A 19,060-nucleotide genomic window follows, 5' to 3' on the forward strand; every position below is an offset into this window, starting at 1 on the left:
GCGATCGCGCCCGGTTCATCGCCGCATCGCGGAAGAGATGATTTGCGCCCGGTGCGTCGGATCGACCTCGCGGGCTGCCGTTGCGACGCGCCGCAATTCGTGATTCGGCCGGGCAATCGCGGTCAGTTGACGACTTTCCACGCCTCCGGCGCCTTTGCGGCGTCGCTGTACGGGGGCCGAGATGGGGCATAGATCGGATTCGATGACGGCATCTGTGCACCGACCTCCCGGCGCCAGTCATCGAGTCTCCATTTCAGGGCCTTTGCCCGGTCGGGATTCTGCGAAACCAGGTTGTGCAGTTCCCCTGGATCCTCAGTGACTCGGTACAGTTCCAATGAGCCGTCCTCGTATGACTCGATCAGTTTGAACTCTCCCTGCCGGATCGCACCGGACGGTCGGCCCCCCTGATTGCTGTAGTGCGGGTAGTGCCAGAAGAGCGCGTCGCGCTGGAGCGTGCCCGTTTGCCGAAGCAACGAAACCAGTGACTCACCGTCAAGCTGCTGTCCTGTCGGCACAGGCTTTTGAACGACTTCCATGAACGTCGGATAGAAGTCGACGGTGGAAACCGGCACGTCGCACGTCGAGCCCGCGCGGACCTGGCCTGGCCACCGGACGATGAGGGGAACGCGAATTCCCCCCTCGTGCAAATAGCCCTTGCCCTCCCTCAGCGGCAGATTCGACGTCGCCGGCGTGTTGGCGCCCTCCTTGACCGACAGCCCGCCATTGTCGGAACAGAAGATCACGATGGTGTTCGTCGCCAGATCGAGTTGATCGAGTTCGCTGACGATTCGTCCGACGCCGGCATCGACCGTCTCAACCATCGCTGCGTAGATGGGATTGTTCTGCGGATCATCGGCGCGGACACGTTGACGGTGCCTGTCGATCTGATCCGGTTTCGCTTCGAGCGGGATGTGGACGCTGTTGTGAGCGAGATAAACAAAAAAAGGTCGATCCTTGTTGAGCCGGATAAACTCCAGGGCGCGATCCGTCAGCCCGGCCACTCCCTTGTCCTGCTGACTGACGACACGCGAGACCGTTTCATCGAAGCCCTGTCGATCGGGCTGCGTGTTCGCAGTCAGCTCTTTGTCACCGCCGCGCGATTCGAGGTGCCATTTCCCGATGCAGGCCGACTTGTAACCGGCCGATTGCAACGCCTCGGCGAGCGTCACTTCGTCGGAGGCCATGTAGGGTTGCCATTCGACGGGAAGGAGCGGCGAGTTGTCCGGCCAGCGGTGCCCCGCGATGTAGTTCGTCAGACGCCCACGGGCCGGGTACTTGCCCGAGATGATGCTGTACCGCGTCGGAGAACAGACCGGGCACGCCGCATAGGCATTCGTGAAACGCATGCCTTCCGACGCCAGCCGATCAATGTTTGGCGTTTGAAAGAACCGACTTCCATTACAGGAAATGTCTCGAAATCCCATGTCGTCCACGAGGATGAACACGAAGTTCGGACGAGGGTGGTCAGCTGCGGGGAGCAACGTAGGTGTGCTCGCCAAAACACCGGCGAACACCCCGAGCATGTCAAGGATCTTGACGCGCAGGTTCACTTTGCCATTACCCAAAATCCAGGCCAACGTTGATGCTCCGGTCAGGTTGCGGTACCCAGGAGCAATCGTCGAGCAGCATCGCCCCTTCATCGGATGCAATCTTCACGATTCGGACTCACTCGCGAAATGCCGCTGAACGACTCTTCGTGCTTCCGCGTCAGCAACTGACCGAAGTCAACAGCAACAAACTTGTTGGACGCAGTCCACGAAGCATGAAAACAAATCGTGCGGCGAGTTATGCAGAACTTTGCAAATCGTGCGAAGAATTCTGCCAGCCCGGAAAGTTGGCGTTAGGACGAGACACGTTGGCCGCTCGTCGGCACCAGCCGACTCAGTCGTCGACGATGCCGTCCACGTTACGCTCCATCCACAGGCTCAGTCGGAGTCAACAGACTGGCAAGTTGCGGTGTCAGAGATTCCCGCGCCCTGATTGAAGCCCATTGCCCATTCCAACCCAACGGAAATCACGTCGCGGTTGCGAGTCACGGTGAGGTCAACAAGTGTCTGTACTCCAGACATTCGCCGAGAAGCGACGACCGGCCCTCGACATGGGGACAGATCGCGCATTCATCCCACGTCGACTACTCCAATCGCAGCTGAGTCACACTTGATCCCCTTGCACTCTTCCGATGATTGCGAACGCAGACAAGGAATTGCTACCGGCCCATCCCTGTAGTCAAGGCGTGACTACGACGGGTCGGCAGTCACGCCGTCCAGGAACGTGGCTGACGGTACGAAGAAGAGTCCGCCCGTGACGGCCCGGCTGAAATCCAGCAGCCGGTCGTAGTTGCCTGGCGGCTTGCCGACGAACATGTTCTCAATCATCTGCTCAATGGTCCCCGGATTTCGGCTGTACCCGATGAAGTAGGTGCCGGACTCGCCGCCTGCGCTGCCGAAGGGCATGTTGTCACGAATGATTTTGACCTCCTGGCCGTCCTCGACAATCTTCGTGAGGACGTTGTGAGCGTAGATGGCCTTTTTCTCATCCGCGGTTTCAATGTCCGACAGCTTAGCGCGGCCGATGATCTGCTCCTGCTTTTCCGTCGACAGCGCGTTCCACGCCGTCAGGTCATGCAGGTACTTTTGTACGACCACATAACTTCCGCCGGCGAAAGGGGGATCCTCGTTTCCGATGAGGACGGCATCCGTCGCGGCCTGTCCCGTCGGGTTCTCCGTCCCGTCGACGAAGCCCAGCAGGTCACGCGCGTCGAAATACCGAAAGCCGTGGACCTCATCGACGACGGAGATCGCCTTGCCGAGCCGGGAGGTGATCTGCGTCGCCAGTTCGTAACAGAGATCAAAGTGCTGGGCACGGATGTGAAACAGAAGATCACCCGGCGTGGCGACGGCGTGGCGTCCTGAAGCCTGGATTTCGCGAAAGGGGTGGAGATGCGCCGGTCTCGGCGTGCCGAACAGCCGGGCCCACGCATCACTTCCGATTCCCAAGATGCACGACAAACCGGGCTCCACCGCGCGAAATCCCACGGCCCGGACGAGTGAGGAGAGGTCGCCGCACAGCGATCGCACCGGGGCTCGCGAAGAGTCACCCTCGCGGATGGTTGCGACGAGAAACAGGGCGGCACGCGTCAACGGCGTGTTGACGGCCTGGGGCAGGTTGACCGATTGGGGAAGGGGGCTGAATGTCATGCGTCATTCCAGCGACGGCACCACGTTCTCTTCGTTGACGATCAGATGCTATCGTGGCAATGGATCTTCACAACGGAGGGGATTTCATTGCTGTGTATCGGCGATGGCCGAGTTCATCAGAGCGAGCCCTGTTTGCGTTGACCCACGGCGACCAGCCCCGACAGCGAGGAATTCACAAATGGCCAGGAAGAACGTCAAACGGTTCAAGGTGGGGGATCACGTTCGCTGGAACTCCGAGGCCGGCTACGTGTCGGGGACGATCATCGTCATTCACACGACCGACTTCGACTACAAGGGACACGTCCATCATGCCTCCGAGGACGATCCCCAGTACGAGATCAAGAGCGACAAGACGGACCATATCGCGGCCCACAGGGGCGGCGTCCTCGACGATGCGTGACACAGACGCTCCGTGACGCTGCCCTTCTTCACCATCGGCCACTCCAATCGCAGCTTCCAGGAATTCGTGGATCTGCTGATCGAGCCTCGGGTCGAGCGACTCGTCGACATCCGGAAGTTCCCCGGGTCCAGAGCCAATCCGCAATTCAATCAGGACGTTCTGCCGAAAGCCCTGGCGGCGTTCGACATCTCGTATGAGCACGTGGGCGCGCTTGGCGGCCGGCGTGGAAAAGGCGAACGCCTGCCTCGGGACGTCAACGGGTTCTGGACGAACGAGAGTTTCCACAACTATGCCGACTACGCACTCTCGCCGGAGTTTCATGCGGGTCTCGAACACCTGATCGAAGAAGGACACCGGAAGCGCTGCGCGATCATGTGTTCAGAGGCCGTGTGGTGGCGCTGCCATCGGCGGATTGTCACGGACTACCTGATCGCCGCCGGCCAAACTGTTTTCCACATCATGGGGAAAGGCCGTCTCGATCCCGCGAAACTCACTCCGGGCGCTGCCATCAGGTCGGGCGGAATGGTCGTCTATCCCGCCGTACAGTGATCGGACAACTGAAGATCGGTACGTGTCCATTTCGCAGTCGCAGAACCTCTCGCCGGAACGTGACCATGTTGAAACACCACCGGACGCTTGAACGATCTTGGCGCTTGACAGCACTGCTCTTTGTGGGGGCTGCTGTGTTGAACGTCATTCCGTCAATGTCAGCGATCGCCGAGACGCCTACCTCGCTCCAGAAGATACGGATCTCCGACGATCACCGGCGTTTTGTGCCAGCCGGATCGAACAAGTCCTTTGTTCCTTGGGGATTCAATTATCTCGGCGAGTTCGGAAAGCTGGTGGAAGACTCCTGGGATGCCGACTGGCCTCGTCTCGAGCGAGATTTTCGCGAGATGCGAAAGCTCGGAGCGAATGTCGTCCGGGTCCACTTGCAATTCGGCACCTACATGAAAGGGCCCGACGAGTTCGACCGCACGCAGCTTGATCGCTTGCGCCGGATGCTTGATCTTGGTCGCGAGTGCGGTCTGTACCTCGATCTCACCGGACTCTGCTGCTACCGGCTGGCGGACATCCCGGCGTGGTATGACAAACTCGACGAAACAGATCGGTGGGAGATTCAAGCCCGCTGGTGGAAGGAGATCGCCCGAACCTGCTCCGGGCACCCAGCGGTCTTCTGCTACGATCTGATGAACGAGCCTGTCGTCGGGGGACCTGCCAAACCGGGCGAGCCCCGTTGGGTCGGCGGTGAACTGGGCGGGTTCTATTTCGTCCAGCGTCTCTCGGAAGACGCGCGAGGACGGACGAACGTTCAGATTGCCGCCGCCTGGTCGTCCAAAATGACCGAGGCCATTCGCCAGGAAGATCCACAAACGCTCATCACCGTCGGCGTCATCCCCTGGGCCCAGATCTGGCCGAACGCCAAACCAGTCTTTTACTCGCCGGAGGCAGGAAAGCACTTCGACTTTGTAAGCATCCATGTGTATCCGGGAAAAGGGGAGGTCGACCGGGCGCTCGCTGCGCTCATGGTGTACGAAGTCGGCAAGCCGCTCGTGGTTGAAGAGACGTTTCCGCTGAATTGCACGCTGGACGAAATGAATCAGTTTGTCGAGGGAGGCCGCGATCGCGTCGATGGCTGGGTGAGCCACTATTTCGGATCCACGATCGACGAACATCGACGAGGAGCCGGGCCAAAGGGCTCGACGCCGGATGCCGTGGCTGATTTTCTTGAATATTGGCGGGACAAGGGAAAGGAGATCGTCGGCGTTGATCGCTGATGTGATTCTTGCCCCTGATCTCATCGCGATCGTCGGCGCTTGGGCGAGAAAGCACTGCTCCGTCTGCGATCAGGGATGTCCGACACAAATGACATGAACCGGCCATCAGGGTTCATTCGGGCCGATGAGCCGCATGACCGGATCGGAGTGAGCCTTCCTTTCGGCCCGCTTCATCAACGTCGCCTTCCAGCTTGCAGCCAGGGGCCGTATTGCCGCGAGTGCCGCAGCCAGGTTCAGGTTGTCTTTGTCGAAGTGCATCACATCGTTCGCCCGTTCAACAGTCCATTCGGGGTGAGCGCATTCCAACCGTTGCAGCGATAATCCGGGGGCGACGACCCCTTCCTGCAACACGCGAAAATACCAACCGGTGCGGCCCGATTCCTGGACCTGCAGGGCGAGCGACTTGATCCGCCAGCGGCGGGCCAGTTTCCAACAGGGCTGGCGAGGCTGGGAGACCTGCAGAACAGACTCTCCGACCTGCCAGATATCGCCGAGGCAGACCTTCGCCTCCGTCAGCCCTTCGACGGTGAAATTCTCGCCGAACGCTCCGAACGGCAGGTCAGGCATCTGCAGTTCATGACGCCAACCATCATAGTGATCGGCGGAATAGGCCAGTATCGCTTTGTCTGGCCCGCCGTGATGGACGAGATCGGCCTGCCCATCCCCGTCGAGATTTGTGAGGCCAAGTCTCAGTGGTCCGACGACAGGGCGTTTGTCGAAGCCGCTCGTCCAGGGGCGATCCATCGGATTTGTCGCACCTTCCGTTCCGAACTGTCGAGGCAAGCCGACCTGGATCGATCGGAGTACCGGATGCGTCATCAAATGGCTCCTGCCGACTCTCGACCAGGACTGCCTCACCCGCCTCAGCAGGAACGAGGGGAACCGGAGGCGTTGGTCCGCATGTGGCTCGCCAAACGGCGGATCAACCCGGCGAACACAATGCACCAGGCCGTCAGGGCGAAATAGAGGAACACCCGGGGGATGACGAGCAGGAACAACTGGTCGACCGCATGTGCCAGTCGATAGGTTGCCACGGTATACATCCCCAACGGGAAGACCGCTCCCCAATACTGCGGATCGTATGTCAGTCGGTAACGCATATACCCATGCCGCCAGAGGCCCAGGATGACCAGCATCGGAATCCACCAGGTGGCGGTCGCCCAGAACAGGAGAGTCAGGCCCGTTACGAAAGGCGAGATCGACCGCAACAGCTCGGAATGCCCGGCGGCGGACAACAAGGTGGCGCCCGCGAGTGTCGAGATCGCCATGGCCCCCATGTTGATCCAGTACGGGGGAGACAGGTCATCCGGCGTCATCGAAAAGAATGAATAGCGGTAAAAGATGAGCGAGATGATCCAGATGTAGAGCATGCCTCCCACCAACCACATCGACAGGGTGTAGAACAGCACCTGGGGGGCGTCGTTTCCGAAGCCGCCGGCGAGCAGTGTTCCGAGCACGGAAATCGACTGAACGGCCACGACCGCCAACAGCCATCCGCCGTGGATGCCTTCGGCCAACGAAGGTTTGACCTTCTTGACAGCGAATCCGGTGAACAGCGTGTAGGTGATGAGGAAGCCGAGCACGACGGCAATGCACCACAACACGACCGCGACGGAGCGTTGTTCGGCAATCAGCAGAAACTGATTCCCGAGGACGCCGCTGGCGGCGACGGTCGTAAAAAATCCGACGCCGCGTTTGTGGTCAATCAGATCCCGAAAGAATCGGCGCGGGAATCGGACCAGGCGGGCGAGGGTCAGGGCGACGAGCACGAGATAGGCCGGCACGTTCAGCCAGAGCAGCGCCCGCGCGATGAGCGGCATCCCAAGCAGATGGCACGCCAGCGAGACAATTCCCGTCGCCATCACCAGCGCGAAACCGCTGGGATTCAATTCGGCAACGACGCTGGGGGAAGCGTTGGGGGGCGACGGAGTGGAATCGGTGGTGGACAGCGGAAGCCTCTTATTGTCACGACTGATCGAGCCGCACCAGATAGCGGAGCAATCCCACATTCAATCCCAGGCAAACCAGGCTGGCGCACGCGGCCGGCCAGACCACGGAATGGTTGCCGCCGAGAAAGGCGTTCATCGTGGCAGTCAGCAGCCAGAGCTGCATGACGACCAGCAGCAGGACGATCGTCAGGATCGCATAGACGACGGCGACGAGCTGTTTGCGTTTTCGTGCGGAAGGATTCATGAGGTGCGTTCCTCGACCGCCACCGCATAGACGACTCCTTCGCGAACCTGGATCTGAATTCGCGGCAGAGGACGTCGGGGAGGCCCTGCGACGGGACGCCCCGTCGCCGCTTCAAAGAACCCTTCGTGACACGGGCAATGCAGTTGCTTGTCGTGAAGCTGAGGCAGCACCGGACACATCAGATGCGTGCAGAGGCTGCTGTAGGCCAGAAGTTCCTGTTCGGACGTGCGGATCAACAGGCACGGATCACGGTCCGTGGGATAATGAAACGGAAGGACTCCCCCGACGGGAAGCTCGTCCAGCGCGGTTAAACGTTGTTCAGAGAAGGTCCGGCGACGGAACACGCTGAGCATCGCAATCCAGAGCTGGCCACAGGCAAACGCCAGGCTCGTCAGCACCAGAAACTTCGTGAAGTCGCGGCGGGCGCCATATTCATCGGCCTCGACGTCGACCGGAAAATCCCGCCGCCATTTCGGCTGCTGTTCTTCCGGCTGGCCATCGGGAAAAGCCGGCGGCGGCGTGGAGACGATTTCCATGGCGGACGCTCCTCAATTCGACAGGACAGGAAGTTCAAAGAGTGCGGCGGAGAGCATGGGGTCGTCCTGCTCATCCTCTCCCTGCGGATCGTGCCAGGCGGCGGCAACGTCAATGTGCATGACAGGCGCCTCGCGGGGCACCATCATCTGCACCTTCGTATGAATCGTCTGGCGTCCGAACTGAAACGTATTCAGGGAGCGGCTGCGCGGACGCAGCGCCTGAATCTCGGCGTGGGTTCCAAAGAACAGCGCCTGGCTGGGGCAGACCGTGGCGCACATCGGCCGCTTGCCTTCCGAAGTTCGGTCGTAACACATGTCGCATTTCATCATCAGTTCGTAGTCGGTGTTCATCTTGGGAACGCCGAACGGACAGGCCAGCACACAATTGCTGCAGGCGATGCAGCGCGGCTTGCGGGCCGTCTGCACGACGCCGTCCTCCGTGCGTTTGATGGCGTCCGCCGGGCAGACTTCCGCACACGTCGGCGAATCGCAGTGCATGCAGACGACCGGAATCGTCTGCGGAGACTCGTACCGATTCACTCGCTCCAGATGGATCATCGAATGCCCTTTGTGCGTGTCGCACTCCGAGCAGGCCTGCACGCACGACTCGCAGCCGATGCAGCGATTGGGGTCGAGAAAGAAGAACAGACTCTCTGGAACACTCATGCGGACCGTCCTCCTTTTCCATTGCTCGCGAGGCCCGAAGCAGTCCGCTCGAATCGTCCATCAGGCGGCGCAGCGGCTTTGGTCAGACGCACCGCACAAACCTTGTATTCAGGGATTTTGGAGATCGGATCCTGAGCGGCAATCGTGATCCGGTTCACGCTGAGCGGCCCGGCCCAGTGATAGGGGATGAAAACGGTGTCGGGACGGATCGACTTGACGACCAGCGCCAGGAGCGTGATTTCCCCACGGCGGGAGGTGATGGTCGTCCAGTCTCCATCGGCGATCTGGAGACGGGCGGCCAGTTGCGGATGAATCTCCAGCCGAGGCTCGGGGTACTGATCGACGAGCGGCCCGATCCGCCGCGTCTGCGTGCCGGACAGGAACTGGCTGACCACACGGCCCGTGGTGAGGATGATCGGAAACTCCGCGTCCACGTCTTCTTTGGGGGGCGTATAGTCGGCCTGATTGAACCGGGCCTTTCCATCGGGAAAATAGAAGGGACCATTCCCGCGAGCGATCGGGTTGTCAGAACCTTTCTCGAACAGGCGCAGCGTGCCGGGATGATCTTCCGAGGGACAGGGCCAGAAGACGCCGAACTGCTGCTCGATCTTCTCGTAGGTGATTCCGGAGTAATCCGCGATTCCTCCCTGGCTGGCGCGGCGCAGTTCGTCAAAAATCTCACGAGGCTCTGTGAACGTGAATCCGTGCGGCCGCTTCAGCGCAGCGGCGATGTCCTGAATGATCCGCCAGTCCTGCCGGGCGTCGCCGGGCGGATCGACCGCCTGGTTGATGCGGATGACGCGCCCCTCGATCTGTGTGACGGTCCCTTCGTCCTCTTCCTGAAGCGATCCAGGAAGGACGATGTCGGCATGCTGGGCGGAGTCGTTGAGGAAGAAGTCGATCGCCACATAGAAGTCGAGCTTGTCCAGCATCCGCGCGATGAAGTCGTTGTCGGGCAACGACACAACGGGATTGAAGCAGATCGAAAGCAGCCCGCGAATCTCTCCCTGATCGATCTTGCGAAAAATCTCATAGGCGTCGACTCCCGGTCCTGGCAGGTCGTCGGGAGAGACGTCCCAGATTCTCGCGATGTGAGCGCGGTGTTCCGGGTTGGACAGATCGCGCATCCCGGGAAGCTGGTCGCATTTCTGACCGTGCTCACGGCCCCCCTGGCCGTTGGCCTGTCCCGTGATCGTCGCATATCCGCATTGAGGACGACCGATGCGGCCGCTGGCCAGCACGATGTTGATCGCCCCGAGCACGTTCTGGACGCCGTGGCTGTGATGCTCGATGCCTCGGGCATGCATGAGAAAGCTCGTCGAGGCCTGCCCCCACCATTCCGCGGCCTGCCGAATGGAACGCTCGGCGATTCCCGTCACCTCCGCCGTTTTCGCGGGAGTCCACGATTGAACGGATTCGGCCACGGCTTCGAATCCGACCGTATGAGTTTCGATGAATTTGTGATCGATCCAGTCGTTCTGGATCATCAGGTGCAGGACGCCGTTGAACAGCGCGATATCCCGCCCCGGTTTCACCGGCAGGAACAGATCGCAGGTCCGCGCCAGCGGAGTGATGCGGGGGTCGACGACGATGATCTTCGCCCCTTGTTCCCGCGCCTGCCAGACGTAGTTCGTCGTGATCGGGGCGCACTCGGCGACGTTCGCCCCGCTGATCCACACGACTTCCGTGCCGATGATGTCGGACCAGGGATTCGCGGCTCGGTCGATACCGAACGCTTTCTTGTTGGCGGCCCCGGCACTGACCATGCACAGTCGCCCGTTGTAGTCGATGTAAGGAGTCTTCAGACAGACGCGGGCAAACTTGCCCATCAGGTAGGTTTTTTCCGTGGTCAGACTTGCGCCGCTCAGCATGGCGAATGCGGAGGAACCATGCTCGCTTTGCAATTTGGCGATGGCATCGGCGGTCGCCTGAATCGCATCGGTATAGGGCGTACGTCGAAATCCACCCGGTTCTCGCGGATCGCGCATGAGCGCGGTCGTCAGCCGGTCAGGATGCGAATCCTGCAGATAGCGTTTGACTCCTTTCGGGCAAAGCATGCCGCGATTGAAAGGAAACTCCTCCCAGGGCTCGAAGCCGATGACTTCATTGCCTTTGACTTTGAGTTGAATGCCGCATTGCTGGCCGCAGAAACAGCAATGCGTCTTTACCAGTTTGTCCGGTTCGACGCCGCATTCCAGACGCACCCCCCTCGCATAGGCCAGGTGCGGTCCGAAGTGGTCGGCAAGCTGAATCTCGGAGACGGGCAAATGGGCCATGAACGACGTCCGTCAGGAATGAGAAGGGGGAGCCGAAATCTCCGGTTGCGCAGGAACGGCGGCGGATGCCCACAACTGCGTTTGAACGGCAGCGACCGTCAGCCGGCGGCATCGGGGGCACACGCGCTGGTAGTGATCGACCGAGCCCTCGGGGAAGTCGTAGCGGTATCCCAACTGGCGTTCCACTTCGATCAGATCTTCGATGTGCATGAGAGACGCGTATTCCTGGCTGCAGACAACGCACCGGGCCTGCTCGCCGCGGCGTCCCGCATCCTTGTAGAACAGCACGCCCAGCTGGGCGGGACGCTGGAAGATGTGAAACAGCTTGCCGAACGGCATCCACAGTAGCGTGCCGATCACGGTTACGGCGTGGGTGATCGCCAGGAAGTCGTACGCATAGCCGTTCATCCACTTGTAGCTGACTACGAGCATCAGCCCGGTGACGCTGACGGCGTAGAGAAGAATCAGCGGCAGGAAATCCTCGCCGAACCGCTGCAGTGCGCGGGCATCGTGTCCGACCATCCGCCGCCGCATGGCGATCATCACACCGGCGATCACGAGAAACGACGCCCACACCAGCCCATGAAAGATCAGGTAGCCGGGAATGGAATGGATCCCGAAGGAGAAGACGGGGAATCCAAACATGACCGCCGTGTACGACTGGAAGGTGGCGTCGGTGAACTCGAAATGAATCCAGCCGAACACCAGCGGAAACGTGATCGCGGAAGCCAGGATGCAGCCCCACATCACCAGCCAGTGGGCCGCCCCTCGAGAGATTCCCCGCCGCCAGATGAAGCTGTTGGCAAAGAAGATCGCTCCGAGTCGTTTGAGCCACTGGACCAGGTTGCGTCCCAGCGAGTCTGGACGGAGAAACACCTGCCAGCCCCGCTTCCAGTACATCGCGGTGGGAGGACGCTGCAGCCAGATGGTGAATCGGTACGAGATGCCGAAGGTGGCGAACAGGGTGGCGAAGGTGTAGCCCACGAGCGCGGCATCGAAGTGCGCCAGGCGCCGCGAGCCAATCAGGATGGCGACCACCATCAAGGCCGTCGTTGCCAGCCCAACCGCTGCGGCCACAACGGCCTCCTGCGGCCATCGAGGGCGATCTGAATGCGGCACAGCCACTCACTCCTGGAAGAAGGCGGCGAAACACTGCGAGTCACTACGGAAGAATTCTAGCGAGCGTCGTCGTCTTGCACTCTCGTGGTCACGCAGAGGCTATCCGGAAATGGTTAGAGGCGGACCAAAAACCGCCGTTTGAATCAGCCGGCTGTCTCCAGATCCTGATGCCACAGGCGGCAGGTGATGACGCTCATCGCCAGTGACTTCCACGCCTCGATGATGTCGTCTGAGCGGTCATACCGCACGCGCATCCGCCGCAGTCCCTTGAACCAGCTGATCGTCCGCTCGACCACCCAGCGGACCTTTCCAAGCCCGCTCCCGTGATCCGTCCCCCGGCGGCGAATCCGCGGCTCGATCCCCAGATGCTCCCCGTACACAACGGCTCAGCGGAAAGGTTCTCTCCAGCCAAAAGCCAGAAGCTGTTGAGAGCACGTGAGTGCGCGATTCCGCGTCGCGCTCGGGGGCCGGCCGCCGCGACCCGAAGTTACGGAACGAAAAGCGACTTTGGTTAACAGAATCAAGCCCTGCGCGAGCGCCGCGGCGCTTGCGCCGCGCTCGCGCGCGAGCGCCGAGAGAAAAAGGCGCGAGCCTCAGGCCACTCTGGCCGGAAGACAGGCAATCTGGGGCAGTCGGATTGAGCTGCTACTGGCGAACCTAGATTCGCTTTCGGAACTCCCGCCGTGTAGACCATCGGACGGCCTCCTCGCCGTTACGGTGCGGTCCTTCCAGCGGGGTACAAAAACTCTGCGCTCCTGATTTTCACCTGAGATCGACCGTAGCACGATGTCACGGATCTTTCACCCGCTGCTGGCAATGCTCGCCTGCTGTACGAGACAGGAACTGGCCCGGCAGGTGGCTTACCTGAGGGAAGAGAACCGGATCCTCCGCGGTCGGCTGCCTCCACGCATGCCGACGTCGATCGCGGACCGGCGGAGGCTCGTCCGCGCCGGCAGAAGGATTGGTCCGCAACTCCGGAATCTCATCTCGATCTGCACCTACGAGACCTTCGTGCGCTGGATCCGCGAGTTCGAAGGCCCCGGCTCGATCCCGAAAGTGACCCGCCGTCCGTCGGGCCGTCCACGAACCGAACAAGAAATCCAGGATCTGGTGATCAGAATCAGGAAAGAGACAGATTTTGGCTACACCCGCATCCTCGGTGAATTGCGGAAGCTCGGGATCAAGCTCTCTCGCCAGACCGTCAAGAATATCCTGGTCGAAGCAGGCTTGGATCCGCAGCCACATCGGTCAGACGACTCATGGGACGCCTTCCTGAGACGTCATGCCGCGACACTCTGGCAGTGCGACTTCGTCACCAAGCCGATGTGGACTCCGAAGGGTTTGGTCGACCTGTACTTCATGGTCTTCCTGCACTTGGGCACGAGGCGTTGCTGGATCAGTCAGTGTACCGACGAGCCGACGGCGGTCTGGGTTGAGCAGCAGGGACGGAACTTTCTGATGCATGCCGAGGACATCGATCTGAAGCCGCAGATGGTGATGCGGGACAACGACGCGAAGTTCAAATGTGATTTCGATCACGTCATCGAATCCTCCGGCGCCAAGATCAAACGGAACACGTACCGGTCACCGAACCTGCGGGCGCACGTCGAACGGTTCATCCAGACGCTGAAGCACGAGTGCCTGGACAAGTTCGTGATCGTCGCCAGGCGGCACCTGAACTACATCAACAGCGAGTTCCAGGTGCACTACAACCGGGAACGGCCGCATGAAGCGAGGGGCAACCTGCCGCCGGACCCGTTCGACATTCCGGATGACCTTCGAATTGAACCGCTGGACGTCGTGTGCCACAGCCGGCTGGGTGGTCAGTTGAAGTCGTACTCGCGACGGGCGGCGTGAAACAATGTGGGGCCTATCTCCATGTCAGCGGGCCCTGAGCCAGGCACACGCTGGCGCCGTTTATTCATTTGCCGAATCTTCGTTCACACATACCTGGCCGGACAGTTCCAATCGCTGGAAGCGAATCGACAAGGCCTTGGAGCTTCCTTGAGTCAACAAGGAACTGGTCGGGTAGCACCACCGCTCCTTCCAACTTCGGGAGGAATCGCTCACCTTGTCGTTCGATCACTTCGCGCCCCAACGGACGAACGCGACGCGAAGGCTCGAGAGATGTGGGCCGAGGCGGATGCGATCGGAGCTGAGGTCATCCAGTCCGTGCAAGGCCAAGTATCCGACTCGCGTTCTTAGAGCGATTTCGAAGGCGTACGCTCGTCCAAGCAGTTGTCGACCAGATCGTCCAGTGATTCTCGTCAGTTCTTGCTGGCGATCGCCACGCGCTGACCCTCCTTGAAGGCTGATGCGTTCGATGCGATGACTTGGTCATCTATTTTCAGCCCGGAGATGACCTGCACCTCCAAGGGCGTCCTCAGTCCGAGCTGGATTTCGCGGCGGGCGATGAGTCCGTCCGTGCCGACCACCAGACAGCTGGGAGTACCTGCGGTGGTCAGAACTGCCGCGCGTGGGATGACGATGGCATCCTTCCGTTCCGCTACGGTGAGCTCAACCTGAGCGAACATCCCCGGACGGAACTTCTGGTGTTCGTTCGGAAGATCAAATTCGGTCTTCAGCGTGCGGTTGGACGATTCGAGGGACCAGGCGGTGCGGGTGACGGTGCCGGCGAAAGTTTCGCCAGGAATGGCCGGGATCTTGATCGTGGCCTTGCCGCCGTTCTCGACCAGGATGGATTCGGACTCGGGCACCTCCACGAAGAGCCGGACGGTGGTGGCCTGGACAACGGTCAGGAGCGGCATGTTCTGGTGAGTATTCGGTGCATGTACCAGGCGGCCGGGATCGACCGTTCGCGAGGTGACGATGCCGTCAAACGGCGCGCGGAGCGTGAGGTAGCCGACCATGACGGCGGCCTGACGTTGTTCGGCTTCCGCGACGGCCAGCCGGGCCTTGACGGCTTCCGCGTCGGCCTGGGCCTTGGCGACACCGGCCTCACCTTCCGCGACCTTCGCGTCTGCTGAGCGGATCATCGCCGACGCGGCCGCGCGTCCGGCCTCGGCGCTTCGGAGCTGCTGCTCGGCCTCGTCGGTGACTTTGGCTGTGACGGCGTTCGACTGGGCGAGCGCCGTGACACGGTCGTACTCGGACTGCCAGCGCTTGACGTCGGCGTCCGCTTTCTGGGTGTTGGCGCGGGCGAGGTCGACCTGAGTCGTCGCGGAGCGCAGCACGGCCCTGGTGACGAGAATGGCGGCCTCCGCCTGGCGGGCGTCCGCCTTCGCCTGGAGGACTTTCGCTTCGGACTGCCGAAGCTGCTCCTCGACTTCGGGAGCCGAGATCACGACGAGCGGTTGTCCGGGCGAGGTCTCAGTTCCAATCGCGTCATACTTCGGCCCGGTGACGCGGTCGCCGATGTCGACCTTCACGGACTGCACGTAGCCGCTCGACTTCGAATAGAGCGGCGCGGACAGGAAGGCTTCGATACGTCCGGGCTGCTCGGTCTTCTGAGCGATCCCCTTTTTCACGGGGGTCACCGTGTTGACCTTCGGCAATTCTGCAACCGACGACGCCGGCGGCTGGGCGGAAGCCTGCCCCGCGCACTCGAAGACGAGCCAGGCCGCCGAAAGGCTGATGATGATCGATCTCAACATGATGCGGGATTTCATGTGATTCAGGTTGTGGCGGCGGTCGAGTGGAAGGGACTTTCCGGATCCAGCGGGTCGAGAGAAGCGGAACGGGGAGTGCGGCTCGACTGCAGGAACACGAACACGGCGGGGAGCACGAACAGGGTTGCGACAGTCGATGCGAGGAGCGCCCCGACGACGGCGCGTCCCAGGGGGGCGGTCTGTTGCCCGGATTCTCCCAAGGCGAGGGCCATGGGAAGAACGCCCGCGAGCGTCGATCCCGTTGTCATCAGGATGGGTCGCAACCTTGCCGAGCCGCCAACGATGGCCGAGTCGCGAATAGCGACGCCGGCACGCCGGTTCTCATCCGCGAAGGTCACGAGCAGAATGGCGTTCGCCATCGAAATGCCCAGGCCCATGATGGCTCCGATGAACGACTGGATATTGAGCGTCGATCCCGTGAGCCACAGCGCGAGCAGGATTCCGGTGATCACCGCCGGAGCGGCGGAGACCGACACGAGCGCCAGTCGGAACGACTGAAAATTCGCCGACAGAGTGAGGAAGATCACGACGACTGCCAGCAACAGTCCAACCCCGAGGCCGCTGAGCATCTGGCGGAGCGGAGGAATCTGGCCCCGCAGCTCGTAGGTCACGCGGCCTGGTTTCTGGCCCTGTTTGACGAGTTCGTCTTTCTCAGCGGTGTCCTTTCGCTGCACCGCATCGAGAGCCTTGACCACTTCCGCGGAGGTTCGCCCGAGATCGGCGCCGGCGACATTCGCAGTCAACGACAGTTCGCGCTTCATGTTGTAGCGATCGAACTCGCCGGGCATGGTGCCGGCCGCGATGTCGGCGACATCGCGAAGCAGGACCGGCGTTCCGGACCGCCGCACCGGAACGGTCGCCAGGTCTTCGATGCCCGCCATGGCGGATTGCGGAATCTCAACCTGGACCTGGTATCCGATTCCGGATTTAGGATCGGGCCAGTAGTTCGGCACCACGAATCGGCTTGAGGATGTCGCCGCGACGATGGACCGCGCGACCTGTGCGACGGTTGTGCCGGACATTCCCGCCTTCTCGCGGTCGACATTCACTTCGACCGTCGGATAGTCGAGCGACTGGGAAATCTGGATATCGCGGAGGGCGGGGATGCACTTGAGTGCGGCTTCCACCTTCGCGAGGAAGGCGCGATTCTCGACGATCGAGCCGCCACGAACCGCGATCTCGATCGGTGTCGCGGAACCAAAGCTCATGACCTCGCTGACGATATCGGCCGGCTCGAACGAGAATCGAACATCGGGCAGGGCGGCCGCCAGCTTGTCGCGAAGCGTCTCTTTCATACCTTCGGTGCTGATGCCCGAACCTTCCTTGAGGGCCACGCGCAGAATGGCTTCTTCCGGGCCGCGGGTGAACTGGTACACGGCGTTGATTGGAAACGACGGCGGGACGGTGCCGACATATCCGAGCGTGAGGGCCACATTTTCCGCCCCGACTTCCTGCTGGATCGTGGCGAGGGCCTGGTTGGCGAGTTCTTCGGTGCGGTCGATGTGCGTGCCGTCGGGAGCGCGCATCCGCAACCGGAATTCGCCGGCATCCACCGTCGGAAAGATCTCCATGCCGAGCTTCGGCCAGAGAAGCGTGATGCCGATGCCGCACACGGCGAGGTATGCGGCCACGGTGATCCACCGCAACGAGATCAATGAACTGACCACTGCCTCGTACATCCGGCGAATCATTCCGGGCCGTTCGCTTTCCGCCGGTCCGGATGCCTGATGGCGGAGGAGCCAGACGGAGACGACTGGCACAAACGTGCTCGACAGGACGTACGAGGCGATCATCGCGAAGCCGACCGCCATCGACAGCGGGGCGAACATTTCCCGGGGGGCGCCGGTCATCACAAACGACGGGGCGAACACGGCCAGGATGCAGAGCATCGACATCAACCTCGGAACGGCGGTCTGTGCGTTGCCGCGGCGGACCGCCCAGGCGATGGAGGGGCATTTTGCAAACTGCGTATGGATGTTTTCGACTTCCACAGTGGCTTCGTCGACGAGAACGCCGATCGCCAGCGCGAGGCCTCCGAGCGTCATCAGGTTGATCGTCTGGCCGCAGATCCAGAGGCCGAGGATGGAAGTGATGAGCGCGATCGGGATGTTGATCACGACGACCAGAGCGCTCCGCCAGTCGCGGAGGCAGAGCAGCACCATCAGGCCGGTGAGGATGGCTCCGATCGCGCCTTCAGTCGTCAGGCTGGTGATCGCTCGCGTGACGTACTTCGACTGGTCGAACTCAAACGCCACCTGGATGTCGTCGGGCAGTTCCTTCTGCATGGCGGGGAGCGCGCGTTTGATTTCGTCGATCACGCTCATGGTCGACGCTTCCGAACGCTTCGTCGCCAGGATGTAGACGGCGCGGCGGCCGTTGACGAGGGCGTAGCCGGTGGTCAGATCGGCGGCGTCTTCGATCGTGCCCAGGTCGCGGAGGTAGACGGTGTTGCCTCCGGGCACGTTGAGCGGGATGTCGCCGAGGTCGCGAATGTCCTTGACCATCGAGTTGAGCGGCACGATGGGATAGCGATCGCCGACGCGCATGTTGCCCGAGGGGCTGACGATGTTGCCGGCGGAGAGCGATGCAATGACGTCGTCCGGAGACAGCCTGTAGGCCTGGAGACGCTCCGGATTGGCCCGGATGACGATGCTGCGGGCGCTGCCTCCGAAGGGGGGCGGGGCCGAAACGCCGGGCAGCGAGGAGAACATCGGCCGGACTTTGAAGAGCGCCTGATCCTGAATCTCGGCGATCGTCCTGGTTCCGCTGGAGAGGACGAGGTAGCCGACGGGGACGCTTCCGGTGTCGAACCGCATGACGAACGGGGGGACGGTTCCGGGGGGCATCATGGCGCGGGAGCGGTTGACATAGTTGATGGTCTCGGCCATCGCCTGTGCCATGTTCGTGCCGGGATGAAAATGCAGCTTCATCAGAGCCGTTCCCTGCACGTTGCGACTCTCCACATGGTGGATGCCGCTGATGTACAGGAAGTGATACTCGTAATAGTTGGTAAGCAGCCCCTCCATCTGGGCAGGGTCCATGCCGCCATAGGGCTGGCAGACGTAAATCACCGGCAGGTTGAGCGACGGGAAGATGTCGATCGGCATCCGGCTGAGCGGGAGCTCGATCCCATAGCCGCGGAGCCATTGATCAACGGCTTTGGGGCGAATCGCCAGCGAGCCTGCAGCGATGACCGCGATGACGAGGACAATGACGGTGATCGGACGGCGGAGCGCGAAAGAGAGCGGATTCATGCGGCGGCGTCA

General features: G+C 61.5%; 16 protein-coding genes. 4 read left to right on the top strand and 12 right to left on the bottom strand.

The genetic code is table 11. The features are described 5' to 3' along the window. Window positions 1-122 precede the first annotated feature (122 nt). Window positions 123-1,640, bottom strand: coding sequence for a sulfatase (locus Pan44_RS19240; protein ID WP_145032412.1), 1,518 nt, complete (start codon window positions 1,638-1,640; stop codon window positions 123-125). Between the two features lie 597 nt (window positions 1,641-2,237). Further along, on the bottom strand, window positions 2,238-3,197 hold the full coding sequence (locus tag Pan44_RS19245; RefSeq protein ID WP_145032414.1) for a Dyp-type peroxidase: 960 nt from the start codon (window positions 3,195-3,197) through the stop codon (window positions 2,238-2,240). Window positions 3,198-3,375: 178 nt separating this feature from the next. Here Pan44_RS19245 and Pan44_RS19250 point away from each other — a divergent pair, with 178 nt between their 5' ends. The 3 genes from Pan44_RS19250 to Pan44_RS19260 all read left to right on the top strand — a co-directional run bounded on the left by Pan44_RS19250 (window position 3,376) and on the right by Pan44_RS19260 (window position 5,375). Further along, entirely contained in the window at window positions 3,376-3,597 is a 222-nt protein-coding gene (locus Pan44_RS19250; RefSeq protein ID WP_145032417.1) for a hypervirulence associated TUDOR domain-containing protein, read from the top strand. Window positions 3,598-3,609: 12 nt separating this feature from the next. After that, window positions 3,610-4,146, top strand: coding sequence for a DUF488 domain-containing protein (locus Pan44_RS19255; protein ID WP_145032420.1), 537 nt, complete (start codon window positions 3,610-3,612; stop codon window positions 4,144-4,146). A 155-nt stretch (window positions 4,147-4,301) separates the two neighbouring features. After that, a complete protein-coding gene (locus Pan44_RS19260; protein ID WP_197453480.1) occupies window positions 4,302-5,375 on the top strand; it encodes a cellulase family glycosylhydrolase in 1,074 nt (357 codons plus the stop codon). Window positions 5,376-5,480: 105 nt separating this feature from the next. Here Pan44_RS19260 and Pan44_RS19265 read toward each other — a convergent pair whose 3' ends face one another. The 8 genes from Pan44_RS19265 to Pan44_RS19300 all read right to left on the bottom strand — a co-directional run bounded on the left by Pan44_RS19265 (window position 5,481) and on the right by Pan44_RS19300 (window position 12,545). Next, window positions 5,481-6,119, bottom strand: a complete 639-nt coding sequence (locus tag Pan44_RS19265; RefSeq protein ID WP_231754103.1) for an MOSC domain-containing protein — start codon at window positions 6,117-6,119, stop codon at window positions 5,481-5,483. A 119-nt stretch (window positions 6,120-6,238) separates the two neighbouring features. After that, window positions 6,239-7,264, bottom strand: coding sequence for a tellurite resistance/C4-dicarboxylate transporter family protein (locus Pan44_RS19270; RefSeq protein WP_231754104.1), 1,026 nt, complete (start codon window positions 7,262-7,264; stop codon window positions 6,239-6,241). A gap of 76 nt (window positions 7,265-7,340) precedes the next feature. After that, window positions 7,341-7,568, bottom strand: a complete 228-nt coding sequence (locus tag Pan44_RS19275) for a DUF6755 family protein (protein WP_145032429.1) — start codon at window positions 7,566-7,568, stop codon at window positions 7,341-7,343. Then, window positions 7,565-8,104 (bottom strand): QcrA and Rieske domain-containing protein, encoded by a 540-nt coding sequence (locus Pan44_RS19280; RefSeq protein ID WP_145032432.1) that lies wholly within the window; start codon window positions 8,102-8,104, stop codon window positions 7,565-7,567. Before Pan44_RS19280 ends, Pan44_RS19275 begins: the two co-directional genes overlap by 4 nt. A gap of 12 nt (window positions 8,105-8,116) precedes the next feature. Next, window positions 8,117-8,770 (bottom strand): 4Fe-4S dicluster domain-containing protein, encoded by a 654-nt coding sequence (locus Pan44_RS19285; RefSeq protein ID WP_145032435.1) that lies wholly within the window; start codon window positions 8,768-8,770, stop codon window positions 8,117-8,119. Next, window positions 8,767-11,046 carry a molybdopterin oxidoreductase family protein gene (locus tag Pan44_RS19290; RefSeq protein ID WP_145032438.1) on the bottom strand — a complete coding sequence of 760 codons (2,280 nt, stop codon included), beginning with the start codon at window positions 11,044-11,046 and terminating at the stop codon, window positions 8,767-8,769. Before Pan44_RS19290 ends, Pan44_RS19285 begins: the two co-directional genes overlap by 4 nt. A gap of 12 nt (window positions 11,047-11,058) precedes the next feature. Further along, window positions 11,059-12,123 (bottom strand): MFS transporter, encoded by a 1,065-nt coding sequence (locus Pan44_RS19295; RefSeq protein ID WP_145032441.1) that lies wholly within the window; start codon window positions 12,121-12,123, stop codon window positions 11,059-11,061. A 185-nt stretch (window positions 12,124-12,308) separates the two neighbouring features. After that, window positions 12,309-12,545, bottom strand: coding sequence for a transposase (locus Pan44_RS19300; RefSeq protein ID WP_197453482.1), 237 nt, complete (start codon window positions 12,543-12,545; stop codon window positions 12,309-12,311). A gap of 406 nt (window positions 12,546-12,951) precedes the next feature. Between Pan44_RS19300 and Pan44_RS19305 the strand changes: the two genes are divergently transcribed. Further along, window positions 12,952-14,022: an integrase core domain-containing protein gene (locus Pan44_RS19305; RefSeq protein ID WP_145032444.1), complete on the top strand. Its 1,071-nt coding sequence runs from the start codon at window positions 12,952-12,954 to the stop codon at window positions 14,020-14,022. A 410-nt stretch (window positions 14,023-14,432) separates the two neighbouring features. Here Pan44_RS19305 and Pan44_RS19310 read toward each other — a convergent pair whose 3' ends face one another. Then, a complete protein-coding gene (locus tag Pan44_RS19310) occupies window positions 14,433-15,779 on the bottom strand; it encodes an efflux RND transporter periplasmic adaptor subunit (protein WP_197453483.1) in 1,347 nt (448 codons plus the stop codon). Between the two features lie 20 nt (window positions 15,780-15,799). Continuing rightward, complete coding sequence (locus Pan44_RS19315; RefSeq protein ID WP_145032449.1) at window positions 15,800-19,048, bottom strand: efflux RND transporter permease subunit; 3,249 nt, start codon at window positions 19,046-19,048, stop codon at window positions 15,800-15,802. Window positions 19,049-19,060: the final 12 nt, after the last annotated feature.

The sequence above is a fragment of the Caulifigura coniformis genome (assembly GCF_007745175.1).
GTDB classification, from domain to species: domain Bacteria; phylum Planctomycetota; class Planctomycetia; order Planctomycetales; family Planctomycetaceae; genus Caulifigura; species Caulifigura coniformis.

Coding starts and splice junctions, on each gene's coding strand:
- Pan44_RS19280 (WP_145032432.1), bottom strand. CDS start 8,104: ATGGAAATCGTCTCCACGCCGCCGCCGGCTTTTCCCGATGGCCAGCCG.
- Pan44_RS19275 (WP_145032429.1), bottom strand. CDS start 7,568: ATGAATCCTTCCGCACGAAAACGCAAACAGCTCGTCGCCGTCGTCTAT.
- Pan44_RS19310 (WP_197453483.1), bottom strand. CDS start 15,779: ATGTTGAGATCGATCATCATCAGCCTTTCGGCGGCCTGGCTCGTCTTC.
- Pan44_RS19250 (WP_145032417.1), top strand. CDS start 3,376: ATGGCCAGGAAGAACGTCAAACGGTTCAAGGTGGGGGATCACGTTCGC.
- Pan44_RS19290 (WP_145032438.1), bottom strand. CDS start 11,046: ATGGCCCATTTGCCCGTCTCCGAGATTCAGCTTGCCGACCACTTCGGA.
- Pan44_RS19240 (WP_145032412.1), bottom strand. CDS start 1,640: ATGAAGGGGCGATGCTGCTCGACGATTGCTCCTGGGTACCGCAACCTG.
- Pan44_RS19285 (WP_145032435.1), bottom strand. CDS start 8,770: ATGAGTGTTCCAGAGAGTCTGTTCTTCTTTCTCGACCCCAATCGCTGC.
- Pan44_RS19265 (WP_231754103.1), bottom strand. CDS start 6,119: ATGGATCGCCCCTGGACGAGCGGCTTCGACAAACGCCCTGTCGTCGGA.
- Pan44_RS19305 (WP_145032444.1), top strand. CDS start 12,952: ATGTCACGGATCTTTCACCCGCTGCTGGCAATGCTCGCCTGCTGTACG.
- Pan44_RS19260 (WP_197453480.1), top strand. CDS start 4,302: ATGTCAGCGATCGCCGAGACGCCTACCTCGCTCCAGAAGATACGGATC.
- Pan44_RS19315 (WP_145032449.1), bottom strand. CDS start 19,048: ATGAATCCGCTCTCTTTCGCGCTCCGCCGTCCGATCACCGTCATTGTC.
- Pan44_RS19245 (WP_145032414.1), bottom strand. CDS start 3,197: ATGACATTCAGCCCCCTTCCCCAATCGGTCAACCTGCCCCAGGCCGTC.